The 10,831-nt window shown below is 63.0% G+C and carries 13 protein-coding genes; 3 read left to right on the top strand and 10 right to left on the bottom strand.

The window, feature by feature from the left end; all coding sequences use genetic code 11:
• Positions 1 to 4 precede the first annotated feature (4 nt).
• From CW305_RS19200 to CW305_RS19235, 8 genes are all read right to left on the bottom strand, one after another.
• On the bottom strand, positions 5 to 679 hold the full coding sequence (locus CW305_RS19200; RefSeq protein WP_104098653.1) for a TetR/AcrR family transcriptional regulator: 675 nt from the start codon (positions 677 to 679) through the stop codon (positions 5 to 7).
• A 261-nt stretch (positions 680 to 940) separates the two neighbouring features.
• A complete protein-coding gene (locus CW305_RS19205; RefSeq protein ID WP_044315391.1) occupies positions 941 to 1,747 on the bottom strand; it encodes an outer membrane protein OmpK in 807 nt (268 codons plus the stop codon).
• A 376-nt stretch (positions 1,748 to 2,123) separates the two neighbouring features.
• Positions 2,124 to 3,410: a hypothetical protein gene (locus CW305_RS19210; protein ID WP_104098654.1), complete on the bottom strand. Its 1,287-nt coding sequence runs from the start codon at positions 3,408 to 3,410 to the stop codon at positions 2,124 to 2,126.
• Between the two features lie 47 nt (positions 3,411 to 3,457).
• A complete protein-coding gene (locus CW305_RS19215) occupies positions 3,458 to 3,949 on the bottom strand; it encodes a curli production assembly protein CsgB (protein WP_014821089.1) in 492 nt (163 codons plus the stop codon).
• Positions 3,950 to 4,210: 261 nt separating this feature from the next.
• Positions 4,211 to 5,041: a CsgG/HfaB family protein gene (locus CW305_RS19220; RefSeq protein ID WP_036998768.1), complete on the bottom strand. Its 831-nt coding sequence runs from the start codon at positions 5,039 to 5,041 to the stop codon at positions 4,211 to 4,213.
• 22 nt (positions 5,042 to 5,063) lie between these two features.
• Positions 5,064 to 5,480 (bottom strand): curli assembly protein CsgF, encoded by a 417-nt coding sequence (locus CW305_RS19225; protein ID WP_104098655.1) that lies wholly within the window; start codon positions 5,478 to 5,480, stop codon positions 5,064 to 5,066.
• Complete coding sequence (gene csgE / locus CW305_RS19230; protein WP_014821087.1) at positions 5,477 to 5,860, bottom strand: curli production assembly/transport protein CsgE; 384 nt, start codon at positions 5,858 to 5,860, stop codon at positions 5,477 to 5,479. Before csgE ends, CW305_RS19225 begins: the two co-directional genes overlap by 4 nt.
• Complete coding sequence (locus CW305_RS19235) at positions 5,857 to 6,507, bottom strand: helix-turn-helix transcriptional regulator (protein ID WP_104098656.1); 651 nt, start codon at positions 6,505 to 6,507, stop codon at positions 5,857 to 5,859. The genes csgE and CW305_RS19235 overlap by 4 nt, the downstream gene beginning before the upstream one ends.
• A gap of 245 nt (positions 6,508 to 6,752) precedes the next feature.
• On the opposite strand from CW305_RS19235, the gene CW305_RS19240 reads away from it, so the two are divergent.
• From CW305_RS19240 to CW305_RS19250, 3 genes are all read left to right on the top strand, one after another.
• Positions 6,753 to 7,388, top strand: a complete 636-nt coding sequence (locus tag CW305_RS19240) for a LysE family translocator (RefSeq protein ID WP_041014646.1) — start codon at positions 6,753 to 6,755, stop codon at positions 7,386 to 7,388.
• 76 nt (positions 7,389 to 7,464) lie between these two features.
• Positions 7,465 to 7,920, top strand: a complete 456-nt coding sequence (locus CW305_RS19245) for a VOC family protein (protein WP_104098657.1) — start codon at positions 7,465 to 7,467, stop codon at positions 7,918 to 7,920.
• A gap of 103 nt (positions 7,921 to 8,023) precedes the next feature.
• Positions 8,024 to 8,998 carry an SDR family oxidoreductase gene (locus CW305_RS19250; RefSeq protein ID WP_104098658.1) on the top strand — a complete coding sequence of 325 codons (975 nt, stop codon included), beginning with the start codon at positions 8,024 to 8,026 and terminating at the stop codon, positions 8,996 to 8,998.
• A gap of 7 nt (positions 8,999 to 9,005) precedes the next feature.
• Here CW305_RS19250 and metR read toward each other — a convergent pair whose 3' ends face one another.
• The gene (gene metR, locus CW305_RS19255; RefSeq protein ID WP_014821082.1) at positions 9,006 to 9,932 is read right to left on the bottom strand and encodes a transcriptional regulator MetR; all 927 of its coding nucleotides are present in this window, start codon (positions 9,930 to 9,932) and stop codon (positions 9,006 to 9,008) included.
• A 154-nt stretch (positions 9,933 to 10,086) separates the two neighbouring features.
• Positions 10,087 to 10,677, bottom strand: a complete 591-nt coding sequence (locus CW305_RS19260) for an exopolysaccharide biosynthesis protein (protein WP_104098659.1) — start codon at positions 10,675 to 10,677, stop codon at positions 10,087 to 10,089.
• Positions 10,678 to 10,831: the final 154 nt, after the last annotated feature.

The raw sequence follows: 10,831 nt of genomic DNA on the forward strand, positions 1-10,831 counted from the left end.
TCGGTCAGCGATCCGCGGGTGGCGGCGGGATCAGTCCGCAGCCCTTGAGGATGATGGCGATCAGGTTGTCGCTGGCGTGGGCGAAATCGGCGCGAGTCATGCGCTTGCCGTTGATACGGCGGATCTGATCGGAGAAGTCGGCATAGTGTTGGGTGCTGCTCCAGATCATGAAGATCAGGTGCATGGGGTCGACCGGGTCCATCTTGCCGGCGGCGATCCAGGCATCGAACACCGCGGCACGGCCACGGAACCAGTTGCGGTAATCCTGGTTGAAGTGCTCGGAGAGGCACTCGCAGCCGCTGATGACTTCCATGGCGAAGATTTTCGAGGCCTGTGGGTGGCGTCGCGAGAATTCCATCTTGATGCGGATGTATTCGGCCAGGGCAATGGCCGGATCATCGTCGACGGTCACGTCGTCGAAGGCGGTATCCCAGAGCTCGAGGATATGCCGCATGACCTCGACATACAGCCCCAGCTTGCTGTTGAAGTAATAGTGCACGTTGGCCTTGGGCAGCCCGGCGCGGGTGGCGATGGCGTTCATGCTGGTGCCCTTGAAGCCGTAGCGGGCGAACTCTTCGGCGGCCGCCGCGAGGATGGTTTCCTCGTTCTTCTGCCGAATGCGGCCGGCGGGCTTGCCCTGGGCGGTGTAGAGCGGCTGGGGTGCGTTGTTCTTGTCCATGTTCCCTGTCCGTGAGCGCGCTGGCGGTTGGCCTGCTCCACTATGCGGGGCGGGCCTGCTGCGTGTTGAGGATGATGGCCTATGCGCTGTGTTCATTCGCCTCGCAGCCCCGGGAAATGCCGTCGGACCGCCCGGGGTGATGGTCGAGCCGAACTGATTCTGCACGAGTTTCGCTGTTCGATGCAGCCGTTGCGCTTGTGGCGGCCAGGATAGCGACTGGCACCGAACGAGTGCCGCCCGGTTTGCGGGCGGCGAGGCGCATCAGAAGTGCGCCTTGACGATGAAGTTGGTGACGTTGTTGTCGGTGTTGAAGGCGCTGCTGTCCTCGACGCCGTACTTGTTCGTCCAGTAGTCGTATTCGATACCGACATAGAGCTTGCCGGGCGTGTAGTCCAGGGCCTTGCCCAGGTCGTACTTGACCTGCGGGTTGAAGTGGAAGTTCTTGGCGAGGTAGTCGCCCTTGGACTTGGAGCCGGCGTCGTTGACCACCCAGTCGATGTAGCCGTCGAGCAGGATGTCGGATTTGCCGACCGGAATGGTGATGGCCCAGGTCGGGGTGATCTGCCACTGGCCGCCCGGCTTGCCGGTGATGCCGTCGGGCTCGCGATAGTAGGTATTGATGGCCAGGCGATCGAAACCGGGAACGGCCAGGTCGACGGCCGGGCCGAGCAGATAGTTGCGATTACGGCCTTCGCCGCGTTCGTAGGTCGCGGAGATCAGCACGTCCTTGACCGGGCCGAAGGACAGGTCCGCACCACTGATCTTGCTCAGCGACAGGCGTGGGCTGAATTCGCCGTAGTAGGTGCGGCCGTCCTTGCCCGAGTGGCCGTTGAACCACTTGTGGTCGACGAACAGGAACATGTCGCCCCAGGTCCAGCCGCTGGCATGTTCGAAGGTGATGGTCTGCTGGATGGCGGCTTCGCGGCCATCCTGGCCCGAATCGACTGCGAAGTTCTTGCCGTACAGGTAGGTGAGGCTGTTGTTCTGCCAGAACATTGGGCTGGCCATGGCTTGGCTGCTGAGGATGAACCCGGCCGCGAGGGCTGCGGTGGTCAGGCTGCGCTTCATTGAGTGTGTCTCCGTATTGGCATTTGAATGAGCTTGTAAGTTGTCTAAGCGGTCAGGCTTTGGTCACATAGCAAGCGTCGCGCCAATACCGGATATTCCATTGTGGTTAAGGATAAATGGTTGATAAGAAAGGATTTATTTTTATCGGATGAAGGAGGTTCGCGGATGGCCGGGCCGTCGGGCGGGAGGTGAGCGCGTTGGCATGACCTGACCGATGCGTCAGCTTGCTTCAGTTTGGGGCGCTGCGATGGCCGATCGCCAGGCTCGCCACCGAAACGGTGCGCCGACTGGCCAAGGCAAAGTGCGGGACGGGAATCGCGCAGAGAGGAAGCGCGACTGCCGGCAAGGCGCCGGCAGTCGGGTGTAGCGAACGAACTTACTGCTGGGTAACCAGGGCGGTGTTGTTCCAGCCGCTCTGATTGATGTAGGCCGTGTTGCCGTAGCCGGCCTGGCTGGCGATGGCGTCGTTGCCGAAGCCGTTCTGAGTCACCTTGATCAGGTGATCGGCGCCGCTCTGGCTCAGCATCACGTCGTTGAACGAGCCTTCCTGGCGAACGGTGGCCAGGTTGTCGCGGCCGTCCTGTTCGATATCGGCACTGTTGTCCCAGCCATAGCTGACGCCGACGATTTCGTTGTCGCTACCATGCTGCACGGCGTTCAGCTCGTTACCGGCGCCGTCCTGATGGAAGTGCAGATCGTTGCCGCGGCCCTGCTGCTCCACTGAGGCAACGTTGAAGCCGCCTTCCTGGATGGTCTTGGCTGTCTGATTGCGGCCGTCTTGGTACACGTCGGCTTCGTTGCCGATGCCGGACTGCTCTGTAGTGGCGGTGTTGTTGCCACCGAACCAGCCGTTGGTCTGCACAATGCTGGAGTCGTTGCCGACCCCGTGCTGCACGACGAAGGCGTTCTGCGCATTGCCGGTCTGGTCGACGTCGACGCTGTTGTTGCTGCCGTCGGACTTGACGTAAGCCTCGTGCAGCACGCCGGTCTGCGAAACCATGGCGTCGTTGCGCCAGCCGCTCTGCTCGACTTCGGCAATGGAGCCGCTGCTGAGGATCTGGGTGACATGCGCATCGTTGTCGACGCCTTGCTGGGTGATGGTTGCGCGGTCGTTGTTGCTGAGGAGCTGGGTGATGCTGGCGTTGTTCAGGTCGCCGTTCTGGTTCACCACCGCCTGGCTGCCAAAGGTGGCGGTCTGGGTGATCAGGCCGTAGTTGTCCTTGCCGTCCTGGTTAGTGGTGGCGTTGGCCATGGTCGAGCCGGCCTGGAACGTCTCGGCGACGTTGTCAACGCCTTTCTGGTTCTGCGTGGCGCCGGTCTTGTAGGTGCCGGTCTGCTCTACCAGTGCATCGTTGCCCCAGCCTCTCTGGGTCTGGGTCGAGCCGGTCATCAGCGCGCCGCTCTGGCGGGATTCGGCATTGTTGAAGTTACCGGTCTGGGTCTGGGTGGCGGTGGTGGCCTGCGAGTTAGCTTGCTCGACCATCGCGTCGTTGCTGAAACCGCTCTGGTTTTGTGTGGCGAAGTTGCCCGAACCGCCGCTTTGCAGCACTTCTGCGTTGTTGTTGATGCCGTGCTGGTTCTGCTCCGAGGTGTTCTCGGCGGCAAAGGCCTGGGCAGTGGCGACGGTCAGAATGGCTGCTACAAGAGGTTTGAACTTAAACATTTTTGTCACTCCATGGATGTTTTAAGTACAGCGGTATTTCCTTGGGATTAGCGGTACTGGCGAACCACTACCGTCAGACCTCGGCCGCTCTGGCTGACATTGCTGCTATGCCCGCTGCCGGTCTGTTCGATGAGGGCTCGATTGCTCGAGCCCTGCTGTGCGATGGCGGCGCGGTTGTCCGAGCCGGTCTGTTCGATGTGGGCGTCGTTGTCGAAGCCGTTCTGGCTGATCAGCGCCGCGTTGCCTTGCCCGATCTGCTCGATGCTGGCGCCGTTGGCGTAACCGCTCTGGATGATGTAGGCCTCCAGCTCGGAGCCGGTCTGGGCGATGCGGCCGGTCATGCTCTCGCCGGACTGCTGGACCAGCGCCACGGCGCCCTGGCCGCTGATGCCGGCATGGGCGGACGGATCGGCCGTGAGGTAGGCCAGTTCGTTGGGGGCAAGATCGATCGAGACGGGGATATCGGCGTGGCTGGCAGTAGCCAGTAGCAGAACTGCCGGTAGCAGCAGGTCATGCGCAATCCGTTGCGAGCGAGTCATGGCGTCCTGTCCTGATGGGCTCTGATGTCGACATACTTGCCCCTAATCGGGGCGGCGAACATCCATCCAATGATTGAAAATGTTGCGATCCGGTGCGTAACGGGCGGCGATTGGCGATACAGGCTGCTGCATCCGGGGGCACTGCCCGATAGCTGATGGCGCACGGCCGTACAGACGGCATCGCCATGAAGCGTGCCGTCAGCCGGAAAGGGAGATTGGAGGAACGCTGAAGCGTCGTCGGCGTTGCGCCGACGACTCGGATCAGTCCAGTTTGCTCAGGTACTTGCTCAGCGCCGGATGCTCGCCACCGCTGCCTTCGGCGGTCTGCCAGAGGCGCCGGTCGACGCCCTGGGCGATCAGGTGCGCCACGGCAGCCTCGATCGCCGAGAGCACGCAGAGCTGGGCCGGCTCGTTGGTGGTGTAACCCGCCTCCGCTTCGAGCAGTTCCTTGAACTCGATGAACTTGTAGACGTTGGCGCTACGGCCGACGGAGAAGATCGTCTTGGTGGTCATCACGTTCGACAGCACCCTGCCGCTGCGCACGTCGATGGCCCGCAGGTTCACCGTGACCTGATCAACGCGGTATTCCTGCGACAGTCCGATGCCCAGATAGCGCGCACCCTGGCCGCCACTGCGCACGTTGGTTTCGTAGGCGACGATGGCACCTTCCATAATGATGTTGGCCGCCAGCAGCGACGGCAGCTCGGACTGGATATTGGGTGCGACATCCGGCTTGGCCTGCGAGGCGCGGATGATCTTGCGCTCGGTCAGCACGTTCTGCAGGCCTTCACGCTCGAGCACCACGAACCAGCCACTGGCCTGCATGGCATCGACCAGCATGCTGGCCGCGCCCTGGGTCACCGCGGTGGAGAAGGAACTGGCCGGAGTGGGCTTGTACTGGCCGGTCTGGTCGCGAAAGCCGTACACCGCAGCCACCAGCGGACCTTTCGGGCGCGGTAGCGCCAGCAGATCCTGGTAGGTCGAGGTGCGTGGGGTCAGGGTTGGCGGATGCTGGTCGGCAGACATGGGCTCGCGAACGGCGCAACCCTGCAGTACAGCCATCATCCCTATGGCTACGAATAGGCTTCTCATGGCCTTTGTTTCTCCTTGGGGGTCAGTTCTGACCGACTATGATTTCGGACATTTCGCCGGTGAGTCGGTCGGTGATTTCCACGATCAGCATGCCGGCGTCGCCGTTGTAGACGCGCACGATGAAATCGTCGGTGGTCACGGTGCCGGTCTTGCCATCGGTCACGCCGCTGAGCAGATCGCCCAGCAGGCGCGACTCCAGCTGGCTGGTGAAACGGTCCAGGGCGGACTGGTCTTCCAGCAGCGAGGAGCGATCGATGGCGTCCGGGTCCTTCTTGCTGTTCTGCGCCTGCGCGTTGCCGAGCAGCCAGGCACCGTTGAGCGGGCTACCGCCGAAGGATGGGTTGACGGGGGTGTACACCAGCTCGGTGGCGCTGGCGCCAGTGCAGAGCAGCAGGCTGGCGAGCAGCGTGCCGAGCGCCTTGTGAATGTGCTGTTTCATAGTTCGTCCTTGGCCATGTCAATGTTGTCTTCGAACAACGCTTCGATCTTGCGCCGGTTGATTTCCTGCACCACGAAATCGGCGGCCTCGTAGGCTGGTTCCTTCATGTCCGCCACGTTGGGCTGCAGGAAGCGGCGATACAGGGTCTGGTTCTCGTGCTCTACCCAGACCAGAACCCCCCAGCGCGCCGAGGGCCTTTCCTTGATGGCAAGGTTGAAGTCCAGGGTGCTGATGTCGTTCAGGCGTTCGCAGAAGCGCAGGTAGAACTCGTGACCGGAGCGGGAAACCGTGTTGTTGGTGATGAATCCTTGCAGCTCGGCTTCGTCGGCCTGAGCGGTCAGGCTCAACAGCAGCAGAAGCAACGCGGCGGTGCGTTTCACGACACCGCCTCACCAACGTGCGCCAGCACCAGTGAGGCACCCTGGGCGCGATTGCTGGCGCCGAGCTTGCGCAGGGCGTTGTGCACATGGCTCTTGATGGTGTGGATGCTCAGGTGCAGCCTTTCACCGATGGCCGCGTTGGACAGGCCCTGGCCGGCGAGCGCGAGGATCTGCTTTTCGCGCAGGGTCAGCTCGTCGATGACCTGATGTGCGTTGCTGAGCTGCCGGTAGCGACAGAGCAGCGTTTCCATCAGCTCCCTAGGTAGCCAGTCGCCCCCGGCGAGCATGGTCTGGATACCGCGGACAAACATGGCGCGTGGCGTCGCGCGGTAGAAGACCCCGCGGATCCAGGGGTGCGTTTCAACCAGTCTGCGCGCCTGATCGGGCTGGGCGTTGATCAATGCTAGCGGTGCGTCGCCGAACTGGCGGAGCAGGTGCACGCAATCGTTGCGGTCGTAGCTGGCGACATCGAGCAGCACCAGCGCGGAATCGATCTGTTCGGATCGCGGCGTGACCATATGCACCAGTGTGCAGCTGGGGCAGTCGTACAGGTGCTGGCGCAGCGTGCTGTCGAGCAGCTTGCTGGCAGAGAGAAGCGTTATGCGGAGTTGGGCTGGCTGGAAAGCCGGCGCGACGTCGTCTTTCATTCGCATGTCCTTTGCTGAATGTTGATGGGCAGTCCTTGATTGCGTGACGCGCAGAGAGCGGTCCCGTCTGGCAATTGAAAGTAGTTCAGCTTTGCGACAAAAAAAAGTCAAAAGTTAAATTTTGCGTCAGCATCCCGACGAAAAGGGTGTTCAGAGAATCTGCTGGAACTCGGAATGCTTCCGTCCTAGAGTCTGATCTCTTGGATGGATGGCCTCGGTCTGGCCACGTAGATGGAGATGGAGCGATGGTTGATCCCGTGTTCTGGCTGGTGTTCTTCTCGGCGGCGCTGGCACTGAATCTGTCGCCCGGGCCAGATCTGCTCTACGTGATTTCACGCACCCTGAGTGGCGGCCGCCGCATCGGCATGATTTCCGCCTGCGGTGTATGCAGCGGGGCGCTGGTGCATGTGGCGTTCGCCGCGCTGGGCATCTCGGCGATCCTCGCCACTTCGGCGCTGGCGTTTACGGTGGTCAAGTACGTCGGTGCTGCCTATCTGCTTTATCTCGGCTATCAGGCACTGCGCTCGGCCGGCGGCGGAACCGTGCTGGCCCTCAAGGCGGCGCCGCATGCGTCCGCTTGGAAGGCCTACCGCCAGGGCGTGCTGGTCGATCTTCTGAATCCCAAGGCGGCGATTTTCTTCATGGCTTTCCTGCCTCAGTTCGTCCGCCCCGAGCATGGCTCCGTACCGCTGCAGCTGCTGGTTCTCGGCGTGCTGGTGGTTGTGGTGGCGATCATCATCGAGTGCGCTGTGGTGCTGCTGGCGGCCCGCGCCACCCAGGCGTTGCGAGACAATCCGGCCATAAGCCAGTGGCTGGACCGGGCGCTGGGCTCGATGCTCATCGCGCTGGGTATTCGCCTAGGCTTGAGCGAACGCCTCTGAAGAGGGAATTGATCGCCCCCTTGCGGCTCTCATGAGAGAAGGGCGGCCCTTCGGCAGCCCGTGATGGGAGCTGCGTATGTCTCAGCAGAGCAAGAACACCTCGGCCAGCCTGATCCCCTGCCTGCGCTATCGCGATGTGGCCATCGCCATCGACTGGCTGAGTCGGGCCTTCGGTTTCGAATGCCAGCGCCAGTACCGCGACGACCTGGTGGGCATCACTCATGCACAACTGGCTTTCGGCAACGGCATGCTGATGGTCGGGCCTGTAGTGGATTCCGAGTACGGCCAGCAGCTGCGCCAGCCCGACGAGATTGGCGGCGCATCGACCCAGGGCATCTACGTGATCGTCAACAGCGCCGATGCGCTCTACGCCCAGGCCAAGGCGGCCGGGGCGCAGATCGTCGTCGAGCTCAAGGACGAGGATTACGGCGGTCGCGGCTTCACCTGCCGCGATATCGAAGGGCATCTGTGGAGCTTCGGCACCTACGACCCCTGGGCGGACGAAGCGGCCGGAAGCGTCGCCCAGGCTTGAGTAGGCCCTAGCGCGCGGGGCATCGCGCCGACCATCGGGGGGGAATGTTCGGCGCGACGTCGCTGTCAGCTTAACTACGACAGCAGACTGCGGAGGAACGACGATGGCCTACGGAAAACTCTACGGCGCCCTGGTGGTGCTGACCGGTGCGTCCAGCGGCATCGGTCGCGCCGCTGCCCAGGCTTTCGCCCGCCAGGGCGCGCGACTAGTGCTTGCCGCGCGCGACGTCGAAGCGCTGACGGAAACCGCCGATGAATGCCGCGCGCTCGGTGGCGAAGTCCTGGTGGTGCCCACCGATGTCACCCACAGCGACGAGGTCGAAGCACTGGCCAGCGCTGCGGCGGAGTTCGGCCAGGGGCGCATCGATGTGTGGATCAACAATGCCGGCATCGGCGCGGTCGGCGCGTTCGACGAGACGCCACTGGATGCCCATGAACAGGTGGTGCAGACCGATCTGCTCGGCTATCTGCGTGGCGCCCATGTGGTGCTGCCGTACTTCAAGCAGCAAAAGAGCGGTGTGCTGATCAATACGCTGTCGGTCGGCAGCTGGGTGGCGCAACCGTTCGCGGCGGCCTATTCGGCCAGCAAGTTCGGCCTGCGCGGCCTGTCCCAGGCGCTGCGCGGCGAACTGGGAGCCTGGCCGGGGATTCACATCTGCGATGTGTATCCCGGCATTGTCGATACCCCCGGCTTTCGCGACGGCGGCAACTACGCCGGGCGCTCGTTGCAGCCGCCGCCACCGCTGCTCGATCCGCGTCAGGTGGCCGATGCCATGGTCAGTCTGGCCCTGCATCCGCGCCACACCACGTCGGTCGGCGCGACCGCCACATTGCTGCGCCTGGCGCATTTCCTCACCCCGGGCTTCGATCGACTCAATGGGCTGCTGACCGGCTTCGCGCTTGGCCGCGCGCAGCGAGTGGCGCCCTCGTCAGGCAATCTCTTTCATCCGCCGCTGGGCCAGCGGCGCATCGATGGCGGCTGGCGCTCGTCGCCGGATGATGACAAGCGCTGGCTGTTGATCGGCGGCGTGGCAGCCGGGTTGATCGGTCTTGGCGTATGCCTGGCGCGGCGGCGCTGACCCGCTGTCAGCGCACCTTCGGCGCGGCACTGACGCCTTCGAGTGTGGCGAAGGAGGTGTCCTTGGCGGTCAGCAGGAAGTCGCGCATGAAGGGTGAGTCGAGCATGTCGGCGCGGATGCCCGCATAAAGCGTGGCGAACAGACCTTTGTCGCCCAGCCGTTTGGCGGTGACGTAGCCGCGCGAGCTGTACTCGTGCAGCGCCCAGTTCGGCAGCGAGCAGACACCGCGCCCCGACGCTACCAGCTGCATCATCATCACAGTGAGTTCCGAGGTGCGTACCTGCGCCGGTTCGATGTCGGCCGGTTCGAGGAAGCGGGTGAAGATATCCAGGCGGTCGCGTTCGATGGGGTAGGTAATCAGCGTCTCGCTGGCCAGGTCTTCCGGGCGGATGTACGGCCGCGCGGCCAGTGCATGCTGGTTCGCCACCGCCAGCAGGGCCTCGTAGGTGAACAGCGGCACGTAGGTGATGCCGGGCAGCTCCAGCGGGTCGGAGGTGACCACCAGATCGAGATCACCGCGCGCCAAGGCCGGTAGCGGGGCGAAGGAGAAGCCCGAGGCCAGATCCAGCTCGACCTCGGGCCAGGCATCGCGGAACTGGTCGATGGTCGGCATCAGCCACTGGAAGCAGCTGTGGCATTCGATGGCCATGTGCAGCCGCCCGGCGGTTCCGCCGGCCAGACGGGCGAGGTCACGTTCGGCACTGCGCAGTTGCGGCAGCATCAGATCCGCCAATTGCAGCAGACGCAGGCCGGCGCTGGTAAAGCGCACCGGACGGGTCTTGCGCACGAACAGCTGCAGGCCGAGGCGTTCTTCCAGTTCCTTGAACTGATGGGAAAGCGCCGACTGCGTCAGGTGCAGGCGCTCGGCGGCTTCGACGAGACTGTCGGTTTCCCGAAGTGCATGAAGCGTCTTCAGGTGACGAATTTCCAGCATGCCGAACTACCTTGCGAAGCGGGATCAGCACGGCCTCGAGCAGCAGGCCTGATGTTCCCTGAATGAATAAGAAGATGAGCAACGCTCATCCGCCGCAAGTGTGTCCCAGCATCTGGATGCTGTCGAGTGGCCGCTACGCAATCGGCCGGGCCATTCAGAACCAGAGCCGCGAAACCATGTAGGCCAGACCAAAGAAGAACAGCAGCGCGGCAACGATCATCGCGCCGTCGCGGGCCATCATGCCCAGCCCCAGCACGCTCAAGGCCGCGCCGGCAGTGGAGTTGCCGAACGGGATCAGCTCCAGCGGCGGCATGGTGGCGGCGATTGCCAGGCACAGCACGGCATTCAACCGATTCGCCAGGCCGTTGGTAAGGAAGGTCAGCCGCCGCTTGAGCAGGCGGTCGACGAAGCCGGCAACGCGATGCAGGAAGGCTATGGCCTTGTCGTACTTGCTGCGCGAGGCGCTACGTCGCAGCAGCCATTTGGGTAGCCAGAAGTGCTTCCGGCCGATCAGCAGCTGAATCGCGATCAACGAAACCATCACCGCGAACACGCTGGGCAATCCGGGAATTCCCGACAGTGGCGAGAACACCAGCAAGCCTGGCACCAGCAACAGGGCACCGAAGCTGCGCTCATCGGTGGCTTGCAGCATGCACTCGATGGTTACCGGCTGGTCGGCTTCGCCGGCCTTTTCGAGACGCTGCAGCAAACTTTCGAGATTCTGCGGTGGCTGATCCGGATTCATGAATGCGCCTGGTAGGGAAGGTCTTCTTTTAGGGAAGGTCTGAAAAAGACTTCCTGATTTGGCAAAATCCCCCGACTTCACCTCGCCGAGTTTTCCCATGAAGCAGATGACCTTCGCCGACGCCGAGTACGCAGGCAAGCGCAAGCAGACCCGC

The organism is Stutzerimonas kunmingensis (genome assembly GCF_002929225.1).
GTDB lineage: Bacteria > Pseudomonadota > Gammaproteobacteria > Pseudomonadales > Pseudomonadaceae > Stutzerimonas.

What these genes read in the sequence shown, in the direction of transcription:
- CW305_RS19235 (WP_104098656.1), bottom strand. Translation starts at nt 6,507, where the DNA reads ATGAAAGACGACGTCGCGCCGGCTTTCCAGCCAGCCCAACTCCGCATA.
- CW305_RS19225 (WP_104098655.1), bottom strand. Translation starts at nt 5,480, where the DNA reads ATGAAACAGCACATTCACAAGGCGCTCGGCACGCTGCTCGCCAGCCTG.
- CW305_RS19215 (WP_014821089.1), bottom strand. Translation starts at nt 3,949, where the DNA reads ATGACTCGCTCGCAACGGATTGCGCATGACCTGCTGCTACCGGCAGTT.
- CW305_RS19210 (WP_104098654.1), bottom strand. Translation starts at nt 3,410, where the DNA reads ATGTTTAAGTTCAAACCTCTTGTAGCAGCCATTCTGACCGTCGCCACT.
- CW305_RS19205 (WP_044315391.1), bottom strand. Translation starts at nt 1,747, where the DNA reads ATGAAGCGCAGCCTGACCACCGCAGCCCTCGCGGCCGGGTTCATCCTC.
- CW305_RS19250 (WP_104098658.1), top strand. Translation starts at nt 8,024, where the DNA reads ATGGCCTACGGAAAACTCTACGGCGCCCTGGTGGTGCTGACCGGTGCG.
- CW305_RS19220 (WP_036998768.1), bottom strand. Translation starts at nt 5,041, where the DNA reads ATGAGAAGCCTATTCGTAGCCATAGGGATGATGGCTGTACTGCAGGGT.
- CW305_RS19245 (WP_104098657.1), top strand. Translation starts at nt 7,465, where the DNA reads ATGTCTCAGCAGAGCAAGAACACCTCGGCCAGCCTGATCCCCTGCCTG.
- CW305_RS19260 (WP_104098659.1), bottom strand. Translation starts at nt 10,677, where the DNA reads ATGAATCCGGATCAGCCACCGCAGAATCTCGAAAGTTTGCTGCAGCGT.
- metR (WP_014821082.1), bottom strand. Translation starts at nt 9,932, where the DNA reads ATGCTGGAAATTCGTCACCTGAAGACGCTTCATGCACTTCGGGAAACC.
- CW305_RS19240 (WP_041014646.1), top strand. Translation starts at nt 6,753, where the DNA reads ATGGTTGATCCCGTGTTCTGGCTGGTGTTCTTCTCGGCGGCGCTGGCA.
- CW305_RS19200 (WP_104098653.1), bottom strand. Translation starts at nt 679, where the DNA reads ATGGACAAGAACAACGCACCCCAGCCGCTCTACACCGCCCAGGGCAAG.